Consider the following 15,619-nt stretch of genomic DNA (forward strand, 5'->3'; position numbering starts at 1 on the left):
CACTACCTGACCTGCATTAGCCGGTCAGGAAGCGTCAAGACACAGCGGCCTTCGGGCCGCTGTGTTTTTTTGCGCGTGTGGTGCTGATAGCGCTGAAAGAACAACACCAGCGCAGGCCACTCTCGTTCGCACATCACACCGAGAGCCTGCTCACACAGCCGTGCCCTGCAGCGGCTACATCTGTGCGGGCCAGCGGATGCTGATCGAGCCTGAAGCGACTTCAGCGCTCTTGTCGTGAGAACTCCCGGAGTGCAGCAGGCGCCGCGCTACGTCGTGGCTGCAGGCCATCGCTTGACCACCTGCCAGTCCTGATGTCCTGTCGCTTGCTGCGATGGACGCTTTTTCGGCGTGTAGGCGCTGCCTGAGTCAACGGAATCGCCTTGTCCTGCGCCGCGCGCTGCGTTTGCATCAGCGGAATCGCCTCGCCCTGCGCTGCGTGCTGCGATAACCGCTTACAAGCCTTCGCCAGCGGATCCAGGGCGCCAGCCAGCTTTACGCACTTTGGAACCGGAAACCTGACCGATTGAACCCATGCAGCGCAGTGCTCAACGAGCGACGGCCAGGCGTCACATCGTGCGGGCAGGATCGGTCAGGCCGTATTGATTGGCCAGACGGGCCAACGCGATGTTGTCCTGGATGCCGACCTTTTCGAACAGACGCGCCTTGTGCGTATTGATGGTCTTGGCACTGAGATTCAGGCGCTTGGCGATGTCTTCCTGGCGCAGGCCCTGGGTCAGCAACAAGGCCACCTCCAGCTCGCGTGGCGACAACGCATCGAAGGGGGAGCCGCCACCTTCGAGATTGGACAGCGCCAGATTCTGCGCAATCGTGTTGCCCAGATAACGCCGCCCCAACGCCACCTCGCGTACCGCGCGCAGCAATTCATGCGCATCGCCCCCCTTGCCCACGTAGCCGGACGCACCGGCTTCGAGCAAGCGCTTGGGCAGCGGACCATCTTCGAGTACGGAGACGATGATCACGCGCGTGCCGTAATCACCCTTGACGATGCGCTCGGTGATTTCAAGACCGCTCACGCCGGGCAGGTGCAGATCGCACAGCACGATATCGGGCTTGAGTTGACGAACCTGCGGCAAGGCGGCTTCACCGCTCTCTGCCTCACCCACCACATCGACGTCCACTTCCTTGGACAGGATCATCTTCATGCCGGTACGCACGAGTGCATGATCGTCGATCAGAAAAACTCTGATGGTCATCCTTGTTGTCCTCGCTGTGCGGCTGGCTGATGCAGCCTAGCTCCGTGAATAATTCAGGGCAAGCTCGATGCAACGTATTACGCTCAAGTTAGAGCGAACTGCACGCATTCCGACGTGTAGTACCACGCGTCGGTCCTGTAGTGCAGTGTGTTGACATGATGCGAGCGCCTGCAATGCCGGCTGCATCGGGCAACCCAGTCGTGCCCGGTCAGACTTTTCCTGGCTCGGTGGTCCGCGCGTCGTCCACCAGCGGCCGCAATTGCGGGTCCAGTGCAACGCGCTCATCGAAGACGAAACAGCGGCCGTCGTAGCCTTCGCCGCCGACTTCCTCGAAATAGCCCAGGATGCCGCCCTCCAACTGCAGCACGTTGTCCATGCCCTCGGCCTGCATCCAGACAGCGGCCTTTTCGCAACGGATACCGCCGGTGCAGAAGCTCACCACCGTGGCATCGGCCAACGCGGCGCGGTGCGGCTCAAGGGCTGCAGGCAGGTCGGTGAACTTGTCGATCGGCAAGGTCAGGGCGCCATGAAACGTGCCATAGGCCACTTCCTGCGCATTGCGCGTGTCCAGCAGCACCAGCGGGCGACCACGATCATCGTGGCCAGTGCGCATCCACTCCCGCAACACTGCGGGGCTCACTGCAGGCGCACGGCCCGGCAGTGGCGATGCATCCTGGCGACGGAAGCTGATGATCTCCGGCTTGACCTTTACCTTGAGCCGCGCAAAGGGCTGATGCGTGCTCTGGCTGTACTTGATGCGCATGTGCGCAAAGCGGCTGTCTGACTGCAACCACAGGTAGAACGCGTCAATCCGGTCCGCCTCGCCCGCCAGAAAGAGATTGATGCCCTCCTCGGCCACCAGCACCGAGCCCTTCAGCAGGTGCTGTTCGGCCTGCGCCAGCACGCTGTCGGCCAGCGGCTGCGGGTCCTGGATGGCGACGAAGTGGTAAGCCGCAGTATTGGTAATCATGCGGCTATTTTAAGGCGGCAGGCCCGAGCTAGCGAGCGCCTGGACAAGATCGAGCGTGCTACGGAACGGCGCGGCGCGGCGCGGCGGCAAGCGGCGCGCTGCTCGATGGCAGAGGCGTTGGATCTGCCGCGATTTCAGTCAGATCGGTCCCAGCCCCGGGCCGATCAGCCGCGCAACAGCAGAAACGGCAGCAACACCAACGAGGCCACGACCAGCATGCCCAGTAGCGTGGCAATCACGAAGACCGGGCGTTTGCGCAGTAATGCGCCAAAGGTTTCTGCGGTGCCGGCGGCAATCGCCTCCTGGCGCTGGGCGCGTGCGATCGCGCCGCGCTGTGCTTGGTAGGCACCCAGCAAGGCCTTGGCGCGTGCATGGTCCGCATCGTCGCTGAGCCAGATACCGCCTGCGGAGATCCCCCAGTTGCTGGGCCGCGTTTCGTAGATCTGTACCAGGTGCTCGCGCATCAGCGCCCGCACCTCGTCGGCCTCGTCGTCGGGGACATTGCGCAGGTTGAGCAGCAGCTTGGCCATGGGACGATGATACCGGGAGCCAGGTGCGATAATGGCGGCCTTCCTTCACGGACATACCCATGCGCCTTGTGCTGACGCTCTGTGCCGCCCTGCTGCTTGCCAGCTGTGCGCCCGCCCTGCCGCCTTCCGGCGGCACCATCGCCAGCTTCGAGCGGATCGACCGTACTGCCGGTACCGGCGCGGAGGCCACGCCCGGTTCCCTGGTGACGGTGCATTACACCGGCTGGCTGTACGACGAAAAGGCGGCCGACAAACACGGCAAGAAGTTCGATAGTTCGCTGGATCGCGCCGAGCCGTTCCAGTTCGTGCTGGGTGGCCGCCAGGTGATCCGCGGTTGGGACGAAGGCGTTGCCGGGATGCGCGTGGGCGGCAAGCGCACCTTGATGATTCCCCCGGACTACGGCTACGGCGACAACGGCGCAGGCGGTGTCATACCCCCGGGCGCTTCGCTGGTGTTCGATGTGGAATTGCTCGGCGTGCAGCCGCGCTGAGTGCGAAAGTGATGATGGATGCGAGCAGACCGCGGCTGACGGTCATTGGCGGCGGGCCTGCGGGATTGATGGCTGCCGAAGTGGCGTGTGCTGCCGGGATCGCCGTGGATCTGTACGAGGCGAAAGGCTCGGTGGGGCGCAAATTCCTGATCGCCGGCAAGGGCGGACTCAATCTCACCCACTCCGATCCGATGCCGCTGTTCGCCCAGCGCTATCGTGAGCGCACGCCGATGGTGGCGGCGTGGCTGCAGGAGTTCGATGCCGATGCATTGCGCGCCTGGGCGCGCGAGCTGGGCGTGGAAACCTATGTCGGCAGCTCCGGGCGGGTGTTTCCGATCGACCGCAAGGCTGCGCCCTTGCTGCGCGGCTGGGTGCGTCGCCTCAAGGACCAGGGCGTTACCTTTCATGTGCAGCATCGCTGGCTGGGATGGAACGCTGACGGTGCGCTGCGATTTTCCACACCTGACGGCGCTATCGATCTCCAGGCGGATGCAACGGTGCTGGCACTGGGTGGCGGCAGTTGGCCGCAGCTCGGCTCCGATGGCGCCTGGCAGGCCCCGCTGCAACAGCACGGCATCGCCGTGCGCCACTTGGTGCCGGCCAACTGCGGCTTCGATCTCGACTGGAGTGCGCATTTCGCGCAACGGCATGCGGGCGCACCACTCAAACCGGTGGTCGCGCATTGGCGCGACAGCACGGGCGTGCAGCACGCGCTGCAGGGCGAATGCGTGATCACTGAAACCGGGATCGAGGGCAGCCTGATCTATGCCATCGCGGCCGAGCTGCGTACGCAGATCGAGGCGCATGGCACAACCGAATTGGTGCTGGATCTGCTACCCGACCGTTCGCTGGAGCGCGTTGGCGCCGAGTTGGCCAGGCCGCGCAAGGGGCGTAGTTTCAGCGAACATCTGCGCCGCCAAATCGGTATCGAGGGCGTCAAGGCCGCGCTGGTCTATGAACTGCTCGGCAAACAGGCCGGCGACGATTCGGCGTTGGTGGCACGCACGCTCAAGCAACTCCCGCTGCGGCTGCTGCGGCCGCGCCCGCTCGCAGAGGCGATCAGCTCGGCCGGTGGCGTGGAACTGGAAGCCCTGGACGCGCAGTTGATGGCGCTGGCGCGCCCCGGCGTGTTCTGTGCTGGCGAAATGCTGGACTGGGAAGCACCGACCGGCGGCTATCTGCTGACCGCCTGCTTCGCCAGCGGGCATCGCGCTGCGTCTGGTGCGATCGAGTGGCTAAAGCAGCACGGCAATCAACTTACAGCCGATCACTGACGGCCACGCGCGGCCACACCGATTTGACGTCGTAGACCACCGCACCTGGCTTGCCCAGTGCAGCAATGCGATGGGCGTCGTAGTCGCGATACTGGGCATGCGCCACCGCCAGCACGACAGCGTCGTAGGCGCCCTCCTCCGGGGCTTCGCATAACTGCACGCCGGCATGCAGCAGCGCCTCTGCCGGGTCGGCCCAAGGATCGCAGGTGTCGACCTGCACGCCGGCCGCCTGCAGCAATTGCACCAGCTCCAGGGCACGGCTGTTGCGCAGGTCCGGGCAGTTTTCCTTGAAGGTGGCACCCAATACCAGCACCCTCGCCTGCGCGAGCGCAACGCCGCGCATCGCCAGCATGCCGCATACCCGCTCTGCCACGTGCCGGCCCACGCGATTGTTGACTTGCCGCGCGGTGTGAATGAGGTCGGGGTGGTAGCCCACGCTTTCGGATTTGTGCATCAGGTAGTACGGGTCCACCCCGATGCAATGCCCGCCTACCAGGCCGGGGCGAAATGGCAGGAAATTCCATTTGGTGCCTGCCGCTTCCAGCACATCGAGCGTGTCGATGCCGAGCTTGTCGAAGATCAACGCCAGCTCGTTGACCAGCGCGATGTTGACGTCGCGCTGGATGTTCTCCACCACCTTGGCCGCTTCGGCCACACGCATCGACGACGCACGCCAGGTGCCGGCGGTGATGATGCTGGTATACAGCGCATCGACCGCATCGGCTGCCTGTGGCGTCGAGCCGGAGGTGATTTTGCGGATATCGCGCAGCCGGCGTTGCCGGTCGCCTGGATTGACCCGCTCCGGACTGTAGCCACAGAAAAAATCGGTATTGAAACGCAGGCCGGACACCGCTTCCAGCAACGGCACACAGACTTCTTCGGTGGTGCCCGGGTAGACGGTCGACTCGTAGATCACCAGATCGCCCGGCTTGAGCGCGGCAGCGATCAACCTGGTGGCGCTGCGCAACGGTTCCAGGTCCGGCTGTTCGAAACTATCGATCGGCGTCGGGACGGTGACGATAAAGATGCTGCACGTCGCCAGGTCCTCCGCGGCCGCGCTATAGCGAAGCTGCGTAGCCGCAGCCAGTTCGCCATCGTCCAGTTCCAGCGTGGCATCGTGCCCTTCGCGCAGCTGCGCAACCCGCTGCGCGTCGATGTCGAAACCCAGTGTGTCGCGCTGCTCGCCGAACGCCACTGCCAGTGGCAGGCCGACATAGCCCAGCCCGATGACGGCGATGCGGGCGTACTGCGGTGGGACAAGCGGGGTGCCGGACATGCAATTCCTCGGGATCGCGCGATCGGTTGCCGCGCAGCTGTGCGGCGGCAGCATAGCGCACGCGGGATTTGGACCGGCAGTTGGCACGATCTTCGTCTGGAGATTCACAATCGCCGCGCAATCAGGCACGCTATCGCAATGCCCGGGTGGCGAAATTGGTAGACGCAAGGGACTTAAAATCCCTCAGCTGTGAGGCTATGCGGGTTCGACCCCCGCCCCGGGCACATCCCACCGCAGCGTAGGTCTGCTGCTGCACCGATGACGTCAGGCACCGTCATCCGATAGCAGACCGAGTTGACTTCGCGACAGCTCAACGTGACGTGCTTTCACTGTCTGCAACTGTAGCTGCTCATCTCATGCTGAGAAGCAGGCCATAGCGGCGATGAGCTGCGTTGGCATTCTGTCAATCGGCACTGCCCCTTTTCGCAGTCATCCACGTCACAAGCGTCGGCGCCACGCTTGGTGACTAGGCATACAACCCGAACGGCATCCAAGATCCAGTCGAGGCAGAAAGCGGCTACCGCTACTCGGTATGCGTCGGCTTGCTGATGTAAGGCTGCATAACGACGTATCGGGGCAAGATTGCTTATGCGCGCAGGGATGCAGAGAGCGGCACCAGCGCAATGCGTTGCCGCGTAGGCGCCCGCAAGTCCACATCAGGCAGCGCCCACTACGCCATCGCTCAAATAAAAAACCCTGGATATCATCTGATATCCAGGGTTCTGAATTTGGAGCGGGAAACGAGACTCGAACTCGCGACCTCAACCTTGGCAAGGTTGCGCTCTACCAACTGAGCTATTCCCGCGTGAAGATAAATTGTACAGCTTGTCACTTCGTTGCGCTAGCCCTGTCATCGTTGCCGATGCGAAAAAGCGCATGCGATGTGGAGGCCTGGGCCGGAATTGAACCGGCGTACGCGGATTTGCAGTCCGCTGCATAACCACTCTACCACCAGGCCGAAACATCTAACCCAAGGCATCCTGCCTTGAAACAACGAGGCCCCGACACGGGAGCCTTGTCACTAACTGGAGCGGGAAACGAGACTCGAACTCGCGACCTCAACCTTGGCAAGGTTGCGCTCTACCAACTGAGCTATTCCCGCTTGGGAGGCGAAATTCTACAGCGAACAGCATAGGTGTCAACTGTTGCTTTCGATTTTTTTCGGCTTGTTGCTGATTGCGGCTTTTTCGTCGGCACGCAGGCTCGGCCAGGCCGCCTGCAGGTACTGGAAACCCGACCACAGCGTCAGCAGCGCGGCGATTGCCAGCGTCCAGTAACCAGCACGGAAGATCAGATTGCCCAACCAGATTTCGTGCGTCGGCATCTGCCCCGGCGTGACCGAATACAGCAGGCAGAGCAACGCCACCATCTGCGCGGTGGTCTTGACCTTGCCGATCACGGCCACGCGCACCTTGGCACGCTGCCCGATCTCGGCCATCCACTCGCGCAGCGCGGAGACGGCGATCTCGCGGCCGACGATCACTGCCGCCCAGAACGCCATCCACGGGGTGGGATGACCCTGCACGATCAGGAACAACGCCACTGCGACCATCAACTTGTCGGCAACCGGGTCCAGAAACGCGCCGAACGCGGAATACTGGTGATAGCGCCGCGCGACCCAGCCATCCAGCCAGTCGGTGATGGCAGCCAGCGCGAACACGCCGGCGGACGCAAAATTTGTCCAGGTGTACGGCAGGTAGAACACCACGACCAGCACCGGGATCATCAGGATCCTCAGCAGTGTCAGCCACGTGGGGATGGTCAACTTCATTACGGACTCGACTCGCCTGCCGCATCGGGAAGCGCCAGCCCGTGCAGGTTAGCGTAGATTCGCGCGGCAAGTGCGGCGTTGACTCCGTCCACCCGCGCGATCTCGGCCTCGCCAGCGGCCTTGAGGCCGACCAGACCGCCGAAATGCTTGAGCAGGCTGGCGCGACGTCGCGGCCCGATACCGGGGATATCCTCGAGCTTGCTGGTCATGCGCGCCTTCTGGCGGCGTCCGCGGTGACCGGTGATGGCAAAGCGGTGCGCTTCGTCACGCACCTGCTGGATGAACTGCAGCGCCGGCGACGCCGCGCCTGGGCGCAGCTCGCGGCCGTCGGCCATGATCAGCGCCTCGTGCCCTGCCCTGCGCTCCTCGCCCTTGGCAACGCCCACCAGCAGCACGTTCTCGACGCCCAGGTCGGCCAGTGCGGCCTGGGCCTGGGCCAGCTGGCCGGCACCGCCGTCGATCAACAGCACATCGGGCAGCACGCCGTTTTCTTCCACCGCGCGCCGGAACCGCCGCTCGATCGCCTGCCGCATCGCGGCGTAGTCGTCGCCCGGGGTGATGCCGGAAATATTGAAGCGCCGATACTGGCCGCGCACCGGGCCGCTGGCATCGAATACCACGCACGACGCGACGGTGGCTTCGCCCATGGTGTGGCTGATGTCGAAGCACTCCACCCGCTTGACCGGTTCGGCAAGTCCGAGCATTTCGCGCAGTGCTTCGCTGCGAGCGTGCTGCGCGCTCTGGCTGGTGAGCTCGGTCACCAGCGTCAGCTGCGCGTTGCGGGTCGCCAGCAGCAGATAGCCGGCACGCTCGCCGCGCACGTTCCACTTCAGCGCGACCTTGTGTTCGGCAGCGGCGCTGAGTGCGGCTTCGATCAGTTCGGCCTCGGGGATTTCGCGATCCAGCAGGATCTCGCGCGGCGGCGAATGCTCGGCGTAATACTGCGATACGAATGCGCCGAGAATCTCGTCGGCGCTGTCCTCACCGTTGGTTTTGGGAAAGAACGAGCGCGTGCCCAGGTTGCGGCCATCGCGGAAGCTCAGCAGCAGCACGCAGGCCTGGCTGGACTGCGTGGCGCAGGCCAGCACATCCAGGTCGGCGGCGCGGCCATCGACGTACTGGCGGTTCTGCATGCTGCGCAACGACGACAACAGATCGCGCAGGCGCGCAGCACGCTCGAATTCCAGCGCTTCGCTGGCCTGCTGCATCGAATGCATGATCTCTTCGCCGAGCTGGTCGCTCTTGCCTTCCAGAAACATGGTGGCGCGGCGCACCGATTCGGCGTAATCGGGCGCGGCCACCAGATCCACGCATGGGCCACTGCAACGGCCGATCTGATACTGCAGACAGGGCCGCGAGCGGTTACGGAACACGCTGTCTTCGCAACTGCGCAACTTGAACAGCTTGTGCATCAGGCTCAGCGTCTCACGTACGCCGGTCACGCCGGTGTACGGGCCGAAGTAGCGCCCCTGCACGGCACGCGGGCCACGATGCAAGGCGATCCGCGGCCAGTCCTCGCGCGTGAGCAGCACGTACGGGTAGCTCTTGTCATCGCGCAAGGACACGTTGTAGCGCGGCGACAGCGACTTGATGAGCTGGTTTTCCAGCAGCAGCGCTTCGGCCTCACTGCGGGTCACGGTGACGTCCATGCGCGCCACCTGCGACAGCATCGAGGTCAGCCGTGCATTCTTCGGCGTGCCGTTGAAATAGCTGCCCACGCGCTTGCGCAGCGCGCCGGCCTTGCCGACGTACAGCAAGGTGTCGTCGGCCGCATACATGCGGTAGACGCCGGGCGCGGTGCTCAGCTGCGCAGCAAACGCTTTTCCATCGAAATCGGCTTGGGGCCTTGCGTTCATTCGTCTATCGCAACATCACTCAGTGCGCCGCTTGCCAGGTCGTAACGCAGCACGGCATGGGCATCGGTTTCGGCAATCCAGACCGCACCGGCGGCCACCGCCAGACCGGCCGGGCCATGCAGGCGCCGCGGCAGCTCGACCGTGGTCAGCTCGCCGCCGCCCAGGCGCAGGCAGCGCAGGCGGCCGTTGCCGGTGTCGGCGATCCACAGCAATGGCGAGTCGGCGGCCAGCGCGATGGCCTGCGGAAACTGCAACTGCGCGGTGCCGCGCGGCCCGTCCTCATCGCCAAACTGCCACAGGCCCTGCCCGCCGACCAGGGTCTGCACTAGGTCACCGCGCAACTGCATGGTGCGGATCGACGAGCCCAGCCCATCGCAGACGTACGCCACTTGCTGCACTGCCGCCAATCCTGCGGGTTGCGCGAAAGCTGCGAGATGGCCGCTGCCATCGCGGATTTCAAGGGAGCCGGTGCCGGCGCGCGCACTCAATGCCGCGCGACCCAGGTCGTAGCTCCAGATGCGGTTATCGCCGGCCATGGCGATCAACACCTGGTTGTCGGCAACGGCCAGACCCTGCGGGTAGTTCAGAGCGGACGCGCCGGCGAACGCCAGCGGCCCTTCGACCGGCTCGCCCGAGCGACCGGTGCCGCACAGGGTGTCCACCTGCCCGCTGCGCAGGTTGATGCGCCGTAACGCGTGGTTGCCGGTATCGGCGACGTAGAGCTGGTCGCGTTCCAGTGCCAGGCCTTGCGGGCGGCGGAATGCGGCTTCGCCGATGCCGCCATCGATGAGATCGGCGTTGCCATGTCCGAACTGACGCAGCACACGCCCGCCATGCGTGCACTCGAGCACGCGATGGTGGCCGGTGTCGGCGACGTACAGACGGTCTTCGGTTGCGGCCAGGCCGGTGGGAAAGCGCAATGCCAACCGCGGCTCGGGGTCGCGCTCGGCCACGCCCTGCAGGTCTGCATCGGAGGGCGGCTGCTGGCCGTCGCACAGGGCGGCCAGCGCCCTGTCCAGATCGCCGGTGACGCCGACCAGGCGCTGGCGCTCGCGCCCGTAGGCGTCCAACAACACCAGCGTGGGCCAGGACTGGATGTTGAACCGGCGCCAGGTTTCCCAGTCCTTGTCGAGCAGGATCGGCGCGCTGACGCCGTGGCCGCGCAACTGCTTGAGCGAACGTTGCGGCAGACGCTCGCTATCGAAGCGCGGCACCTGCACCACGATCACCTGCAAGCGCCCGGGGCTGCGTGCCTGCCATTGCGCCAGTTCGGCCAGGCGTTCGGCGCACCATACCGAGCTGGCGTTGATGAAGGCCAGCACGAGCGCACGGCCGCGATGTTCCTGCAAGGTGGACGGCCTGGCGTTGAGCCAGGTGGGAAATTCCGGCAGTTCCTGGGTGAGCTGGGCATTCATGCGGTGATTATGCCCAAGCGTGATTAGCCTCGGGTGAGTCTGGCCACCGTCTGCCGCGCGGCGGTATCGACCAGTTGCCAGACCTGCTCGAAATCCTTGCTGCTGCCGGTATATGGGTCGGGGATGTCGTCACGTGCGTCCACGCCGGCCCACGGCAACCACAGTGCCACCTTGTCGCGCAGCGATGCGGGGGCGATCCGTTGCAGATCACGTAGATTGTTGCCGTCGGCGCACAGCAGCCAGTCGAAATGCTCGAAATCCTCGCGCAGCACCTGACGCGCACGCAGGCCGGAAATGTCGACACCATGCCCGCGCGCGCAGCGGATGGCGCGCGGGTCCGGCGGATCGCCAGCGTGCCAGTCGCCGGTACCGGCCGAATCGACCTGGATGCGTCGCGACAGCCGCGCCTCGTCCAGCTGCGCGCGTACGGCGCCCTCGCCCATCGGCGAGCGGCAGATATTGCCCAGACACACGATCAACAGCTTCATGCAGAGGCCACGCGCGCCTGGGCACGGGCCAGATCATCGGGCGTGTCGATACCCGGCGGAAACTGCTCCGGCGTCAACGCAACGGCGATGCGATGGCCGGCCTCCATCACCCGCAGCTGCTCCAGCGATTCGAGGCGCTCCAGCATGCCCGGCGGCATGGCCGCAAACCGTTGCAGGAAACCGGCGCGGTACGCGTAGATGCCGATATGACGCAGCCACTGCCCGTCCACCGGCAGCTGCTCGGGTTGGCTGGCGAAGCTGTCTCGGTGCCAGGGGATCGGCGCGCGGCTGAAATACAGCGCATCCCCGCCTGCGGTGCGCACCAGCTTCACCACGTTCGGGTCGAACAGGTCGTGCGCGGTGTCTACCTGTGCGGCAAGCGTGGCCATGTCGGCGCCCGAGTGCAGCAGCAGCTCGGCGACTGCGCGGATGCCGGCGGCAGGCGCAAAGGGCTCGTCGCCTTGCAGATTCACCACGCAGGTGTCCGCATCCCAGCCGGCGATGCGCGCGCATTCGGCAAGGCGGTCGGTACCGGAGAGGTGCTCGCTACCGGTCATGGCCACCTGCACGCCCGGCACGTACGCGATGGCTTCGGCAATCCGCGCATCATCGGTGGCCACCCAGACCGCGCGCGCGCCGGCCAGCAGCGCCCGCTCGGCCACATGCTGGATCATCGGACGATCGCCGAGGCGTTGCAGCGGCTTGCCGGGCAAGCGCGTGGACGCGTAGCGCGCCGGGATGGCGACGACGAAATCGGCAGGCGTTGGATTGGTCATGCGTATGCGCTCTGAACGGCGGAATGGTGGGATGGACCTCGGCAGGGTAATCGCAGTGCGCCTGCCCGCAGCACACGCTTCTGCATGACTGCAGCAGCGCGCCACAGGGCCGACGTCAGGCTGGTTCGCAGTGTAGTGGCTGACCTGCATGCACCAGTACATGCAGGGGTGTTGCGAGTGCGTCGATGGCATTGCGACGTGCGTGGTTGCCACGGAGCGGATGATGCCTGCGCACTTGGGCACCAGCCCCCACGCTCCTATCCGCGTCTCGCGCGCTACACCGCGCCGCACGGCCGCAGTTCATGCGCCCTGGCGGCTCGCCAGCTTGTTCAAGCGGTCCAGCAGGCTCACCCAGAACGCAGCAGGCAGGTCCGCCTTTAGCGGCACGCTGTACAGCCACTCGTCGGCAAATGGCCGGCACTTCACCGCATCTTTTTCGGTCATCAGCACCGGCAGGCGACTGCCGAAGCTGAAATCTGCAGCGCGATACACATGATGGTCCGGGAACGCATGCGGCACCACGCCAATGCCGCGTGCCCGCAGCATTGCAAAGAACCGCTCCGGGTGCGCGATGCCAGCCACCGCATGCACGCGCTGCCCGGCCAGCATGCTCAAGGGTTGCGCGCGCTTGCCATCCATCGGTTGCACGCTGTCGATGCTGAGCCGCATCTGCCACTCGCCGAAACCGGAATCGTCCGGTGCCTGGAGGGCGGCGGTAGCGCTGGCCTGGCCCAGATTGACCACACGAAAATCACAATCGCGTGCACGCGCGGCCGGTTCGCGCAGCGGCCCGGCCGGCAGCAGCCGGCCATTGCCGTAGCGGCGCTGGCCATCGACCACTTCGATCTCCACGTCGCGCGCCAGCCGGTAGTGCTGCAGACCGTCGTCGCACACGATGATGTCGCAACCAGCTTCCACCAGCGCCCTGGCGGCAGCGACGCGGTCGCTGTCCACACGCACGCGCGCGCCGGTCTTCCACGCGATCAGGACCGGCTCGTCGCCGCCTAGTGCCACCGGCGTATCGGCATCCACCCAGCGGGCCGTGCCTGCGTCATCGCGACCATAGCCGCGGCTGGCCACGCCGGGCGTCCAGCCGGCATCCTGCAACTTGGACACCAGGGCAATGGTCAGCGGGGTCTTGCCGGTGCCTCCAGCGGTGACATTGCCGACCACGATCACCGGCGCCGGGATGCCATGCCGCTTGCGCAAGCCACGCCGGTAGACGCCGCGCCGCAACGCAATGGCCGCGGCGTAGATCGGTGCCAGCAGGCGTGCGGCCAGCGGGATCGGGCTGTTGTCGTACCAATAACCCGGGGTGCGGGTGCCGCGCTTGCTCATGCCTGGCGTTCGCGGAACTGCATGCCGTGCAGATGCGAATACAGCCCGCTCTGCGCCAGCAATTCGCTGTGGGTGCCGCGCTCGACGATGCGGCCCTGGTCCATCACCAATACCTGGTCGGCATGTTCGATGGTGGACAGGCGGTGTGCGATCACCAGCGTGGTGCGGTCGGGCATCAGCTTGTGCAGGGCATCCTGCACCAGCCGCTCGGATTCGTTGTCCAGCGCTGCGGTGGCTTCATCCAGAATCAGGATGGGCGCATCCTTGAGCATCGCACGTGCGATCGCCAGGCGCTGCCGCTGCCCGCCCGACAGGCGACCGCCCTTCGTCCCGACATGCGACTGCAGCCCCTCGGGCAATTGCGCGACGAACTCCATCGCATTGGCGCCCAGAATCGCACGCTCCAGTTGCCCGGCATCTGCGGTGCGCATTTCGCCATAGGCGACGTTGTCGGCGATGCTGCCGTCGAACAGCATCACCTGCTGTCCGACCAGCGCGATCTGTCGACGCAGATCGGCCAGCGCGTAGGCCTGCACCGGATGTCCGTCGAGCAGGATCTGCCCTGCCTCGGCTTCGTAGAAGCGCGGGATCAGCTTGATCAGACTGGATTTGCCGCTGCCGGAGCGGCCGACGATCGCGGTGACCGTGCCGGGCTGCGCGACGAAGCTGACCTCGGCCAGCGCAGGATTCACCTGGCCGGGATAGCGCGCGGTCACATCGCGAAATTCGATCAAGCCCTTTGCGCGGCTGAGCGGCACCGTTCCCTGATCGGGCTCGTCGGGGCTGTCGAGCACCGAAAACAGGCGCTCGGCCGAGGCCAGCCCACGCTGCACCATGTTTTGCACATTGGTGAGCTGCTTGAGGCCCGGAATGATCGTGAGCATGGAGGTCATCAGCACCACGAAGTCGCCGGCGGTCAGCCGCCCGGCCAAGGCCTGTGCACCTGCCACGAACAGCAGCGCCGACAGCCCGATCGCACCGATCATCTGCACCGTGGCGGTGGAAATGCCGCGCGTGGATTCGACCTTCATCGCCAGCCGCAGATTGCGGTCGGCCAGCGCGCCATACCGCTCCATTTCGGTCTGTTGGGCGCCGTAGATCTTGACCTCCTGGTGGCTGGACAAGGTCTGGTCGGCGGCCTGCAACAAGTGCGCGCCACTTTCCTGGATGCTGTGGCTGATGCGCCGATACCGGCGCGCCACCTTGTCCATCACCCAGGCCAGAACCGGCGCCAGCACCAGGATGGTCAGGGTGACCTGCCAGCTATGCCACAGCATCAGCGCCAACGCGCCGATCACCTGCAACGACTGCTGGATCATCACCTTGACCGCATCCACGGCTGCCTGCGCCACCTGGTCCGAGTCCGAGCCCAGACGGATCAACATCGACGGCACCGGCTCGGAATCGAACCGCGAGCCAGGCAGGCGCAGGTATTTGGCCATCACCTTGACGCGCAGATCGCGCGCGATGCTGCGCGCGGATTTGCCCATCGCCATGTCGGTGATGTAGCCGGCCACCCCACGCACCACAAACAGCAGGATGATCTGCACCGGCAACCAGCGGCTGACCTCGGCATTCTTGTAGATGAAGGTTTCGTCGGTGATCGGCTTCATCAACGCCAGAAAGCCGGTGGTGCCTGCCGCTTCGATCAACGCGGCGATCAGTGCGGCGACCAGCAACAGCCGGTACGGCTTGGCGAAAGCCAGCAGGCGACGGTACGTGCGCCAGGACGAAACTGGCGCCGGGCGGTCGGTGGAGGTGGTCACTGGCGAGTTCCGTTAGTACGTGTCGTGCCGGCGCTGCCGGTCTGGGGCGCCGTGGCGATGGCAATGCGCCGGAAGCCGAGCTGCCCCAACGCATCCTGCGCAGTGACCACGGCCTGGTACGGCGTCCGTGCATCGGCGCGCATCAGCACCGTCTGCTCGCGGTCATCGCCGGCAATCTGGGCGATGGTCTGCTTGAGCGAATCCACATCCGAGCGCAGTACTTCCTGATCGTTGATGAAGTAATGGCCATCGGCATTGACCAGCACACTGAGCGCGCGCGGCGGCGCACCGGTGTTCTGGTCGCTGGCAGTGGGCAGCTGCAATTGCAGCGTGGAGCGTGCGTCGAAGGTCGTGGTCACCACGAAGAAGATGATGAGGACGAGGATGACGTCAATCAATGGCACCAGATCGATGTGCGGCTCGTCCTGGCTTCGGTCACTGCCGATACGCATCC

Annotated in this window: 14 protein-coding genes and 4 tRNA genes; 3 read left to right on the forward strand and 15 right to left on the reverse strand. The window is 65.2% G+C overall.

The genetic code is table 11. The features are described from left to right. Positions 1 to 566: 566 nt before the first annotated feature. From XnspCFBP7698_RS01165 to XnspCFBP7698_RS01175, 3 genes are all read right to left on the reverse strand, one after another. The gene (locus XnspCFBP7698_RS01165; protein ID WP_039409104.1) at positions 567 to 1,214 is read right to left on the reverse strand and encodes a response regulator; all 648 of its coding nucleotides are present in this window, start codon (positions 1,212 to 1,214) and stop codon (positions 567 to 569) included. A gap of 208 nt (positions 1,215 to 1,422) precedes the next feature. Beyond that, the gene (locus XnspCFBP7698_RS01170; RefSeq protein WP_047694824.1) at positions 1,423 to 2,184 is read right to left on the reverse strand and encodes a sulfurtransferase; all 762 of its coding nucleotides are present in this window, start codon (positions 2,182 to 2,184) and stop codon (positions 1,423 to 1,425) included. Positions 2,185 to 2,348: 164 nt separating this feature from the next. Beyond that, positions 2,349 to 2,714: a DUF6164 family protein gene (locus XnspCFBP7698_RS01175; RefSeq protein ID WP_047694826.1), complete on the reverse strand. Its 366-nt coding sequence runs from the start codon at positions 2,712 to 2,714 to the stop codon at positions 2,349 to 2,351. Between the two features lie 59 nt (positions 2,715 to 2,773). On the opposite strand from XnspCFBP7698_RS01175, the gene XnspCFBP7698_RS01180 reads away from it, so the two are divergent. Next, positions 2,774 to 3,205 (forward strand): FKBP-type peptidyl-prolyl cis-trans isomerase, encoded by a 432-nt coding sequence (locus tag XnspCFBP7698_RS01180; protein WP_047694828.1) that lies wholly within the window; start codon positions 2,774 to 2,776, stop codon positions 3,203 to 3,205. 11 nt (positions 3,206 to 3,216) lie between these two features. Continuing rightward, the gene (locus tag XnspCFBP7698_RS01185; protein ID WP_104580681.1) at positions 3,217 to 4,479 is read left to right on the forward strand and encodes a TIGR03862 family flavoprotein; all 1,263 of its coding nucleotides are present in this window, start codon (positions 3,217 to 3,219) and stop codon (positions 4,477 to 4,479) included. Here XnspCFBP7698_RS01185 and XnspCFBP7698_RS01190 read toward each other — a convergent pair. Then, positions 4,463 to 5,755, reverse strand: coding sequence for a nucleotide sugar dehydrogenase (locus XnspCFBP7698_RS01190; protein ID WP_104580682.1), 1,293 nt, complete (start codon positions 5,753 to 5,755; stop codon positions 4,463 to 4,465). The genes XnspCFBP7698_RS01185 and XnspCFBP7698_RS01190 overlap by 17 nt on opposite strands. Positions 5,756 to 5,895: 140 nt before the next feature. Between XnspCFBP7698_RS01190 and XnspCFBP7698_RS01195 the strand changes: the two genes are divergently transcribed. Continuing rightward, positions 5,896 to 5,979 (forward strand) — tRNA-Leu (locus XnspCFBP7698_RS01195). A 505-nt stretch (positions 5,980 to 6,484) separates the two neighbouring features. Here XnspCFBP7698_RS01195 and XnspCFBP7698_RS01200 read toward each other — a convergent pair. From XnspCFBP7698_RS01200 to XnspCFBP7698_RS01250, 11 genes are all read right to left on the reverse strand, one after another. Further along, positions 6,485 to 6,560 (reverse strand) — tRNA-Gly (locus XnspCFBP7698_RS01200). 79 nt (positions 6,561 to 6,639) lie between these two features. Beyond that, positions 6,640 to 6,713, reverse strand: a tRNA-Cys gene (locus XnspCFBP7698_RS01205). A 68-nt stretch (positions 6,714 to 6,781) separates the two neighbouring features. Further along, positions 6,782 to 6,857, reverse strand: a tRNA-Gly gene (locus tag XnspCFBP7698_RS01210). Between the two features lie 36 nt (positions 6,858 to 6,893). Next, positions 6,894 to 7,526 carry a CDP-diacylglycerol--glycerol-3-phosphate 3-phosphatidyltransferase gene (pgsA, locus tag XnspCFBP7698_RS01215; protein WP_047694836.1) on the reverse strand — a complete coding sequence of 211 codons (633 nt, stop codon included), beginning with the start codon at positions 7,524 to 7,526 and terminating at the stop codon, positions 6,894 to 6,896. After that, positions 7,526 to 9,382: an excinuclease ABC subunit UvrC gene (uvrC, locus tag XnspCFBP7698_RS01220; protein WP_104580683.1), complete on the reverse strand. Its 1,857-nt coding sequence runs from the start codon at positions 9,380 to 9,382 to the stop codon at positions 7,526 to 7,528. Before uvrC ends, pgsA begins: the two co-directional genes overlap by 1 nt. Continuing rightward, positions 9,379 to 10,797 carry a hypothetical protein gene (locus XnspCFBP7698_RS01225; protein WP_199679997.1) on the reverse strand — a complete coding sequence of 473 codons (1,419 nt, stop codon included), beginning with the start codon at positions 10,795 to 10,797 and terminating at the stop codon, positions 9,379 to 9,381. The genes uvrC and XnspCFBP7698_RS01225 overlap by 4 nt, the downstream gene beginning before the upstream one ends. A gap of 23 nt (positions 10,798 to 10,820) precedes the next feature. Next, positions 10,821 to 11,285 (reverse strand): low molecular weight protein-tyrosine-phosphatase, encoded by a 465-nt coding sequence (locus XnspCFBP7698_RS01230; protein WP_104580685.1) that lies wholly within the window; start codon positions 11,283 to 11,285, stop codon positions 10,821 to 10,823. Beyond that, positions 11,282 to 12,061 (reverse strand): 3-deoxy-manno-octulosonate cytidylyltransferase, encoded by a 780-nt coding sequence (gene kdsB / locus XnspCFBP7698_RS01235; protein WP_104580686.1) that lies wholly within the window; start codon positions 12,059 to 12,061, stop codon positions 11,282 to 11,284. The genes XnspCFBP7698_RS01230 and kdsB overlap by 4 nt, the downstream gene beginning before the upstream one ends. Positions 12,062 to 12,361: 300 nt before the next feature. Then, positions 12,362 to 13,399 (reverse strand): tetraacyldisaccharide 4'-kinase, encoded by a 1,038-nt coding sequence (gene lpxK, locus XnspCFBP7698_RS01240; RefSeq protein WP_104580687.1) that lies wholly within the window; start codon positions 13,397 to 13,399, stop codon positions 12,362 to 12,364. Further along, positions 13,396 to 15,165: a lipid A export permease/ATP-binding protein MsbA gene (gene msbA / locus XnspCFBP7698_RS01245; protein ID WP_104580688.1), complete on the reverse strand. Its 1,770-nt coding sequence runs from the start codon at positions 15,163 to 15,165 to the stop codon at positions 13,396 to 13,398. The genes lpxK and msbA overlap by 4 nt, the downstream gene beginning before the upstream one ends. Beyond that, the gene (locus tag XnspCFBP7698_RS01250; RefSeq protein WP_104580689.1) at positions 15,162 to 15,617 is read right to left on the reverse strand and encodes a biopolymer transporter ExbD; all 456 of its coding nucleotides are present in this window, start codon (positions 15,615 to 15,617) and stop codon (positions 15,162 to 15,164) included. Before XnspCFBP7698_RS01250 ends, msbA begins: the two co-directional genes overlap by 4 nt. Positions 15,618 to 15,619: the final 2 nt, after the last annotated feature.

This window comes from Xanthomonas sp. CFBP 7698, assembly GCF_003600855.1.
Taxonomy (GTDB): Bacteria; Pseudomonadota; Gammaproteobacteria; order Xanthomonadales; family Xanthomonadaceae; genus Xanthomonas; species Xanthomonas cannabis.

Bases quoted from the DNA above. Each gene is read 5' to 3' on its own strand.
- kdsB (WP_104580686.1), bottom strand. From the start codon at position 12,061: ATGACCAATCCAACGCCTGCCGATTTCGTCGTCGCCATCCCGGCGCGC.
- lpxK (WP_104580687.1), bottom strand. From the start codon at position 13,399: ATGAGCAAGCGCGGCACCCGCACCCCGGGTTATTGGTACGACAACAGC.
- XnspCFBP7698_RS01230 (WP_104580685.1), bottom strand. From the start codon at position 11,285: ATGAAGCTGTTGATCGTGTGTCTGGGCAATATCTGCCGCTCGCCGATG.
- XnspCFBP7698_RS01170 (WP_047694824.1), bottom strand. From the start codon at position 2,184: ATGATTACCAATACTGCGGCTTACCACTTCGTCGCCATCCAGGACCCG.
- XnspCFBP7698_RS01180 (WP_047694828.1), top strand. From the start codon at position 2,774: ATGCGCCTTGTGCTGACGCTCTGTGCCGCCCTGCTGCTTGCCAGCTGT.
- XnspCFBP7698_RS01190 (WP_104580682.1), bottom strand. From the start codon at position 5,755: ATGTCCGGCACCCCGCTTGTCCCACCGCAGTACGCCCGCATCGCCGTC.
- XnspCFBP7698_RS01165 (WP_039409104.1), bottom strand. From the start codon at position 1,214: ATGACCATCAGAGTTTTTCTGATCGACGATCATGCACTCGTGCGTACC.
- XnspCFBP7698_RS01225 (WP_199679997.1), bottom strand. From the start codon at position 10,797: ATGAATGCCCAGCTCACCCAGGAACTGCCGGAATTTCCCACCTGGCTC.
- XnspCFBP7698_RS01250 (WP_104580689.1), bottom strand. From the start codon at position 15,617: ATGCGTATCGGCAGTGACCGAAGCCAGGACGAGCCGCACATCGATCTG.
- XnspCFBP7698_RS01175 (WP_047694826.1), bottom strand. From the start codon at position 2,714: ATGGCCAAGCTGCTGCTCAACCTGCGCAATGTCCCCGACGACGAGGCC.
- uvrC (WP_104580683.1), bottom strand. From the start codon at position 9,382: ATGAACGCAAGGCCCCAAGCCGATTTCGATGGAAAAGCGTTTGCTGCG.
- XnspCFBP7698_RS01185 (WP_104580681.1), top strand. From the start codon at position 3,217: ATGATGGATGCGAGCAGACCGCGGCTGACGGTCATTGGCGGCGGGCCT.
- pgsA (WP_047694836.1), bottom strand. From the start codon at position 7,526: ATGAAGTTGACCATCCCCACGTGGCTGACACTGCTGAGGATCCTGATG.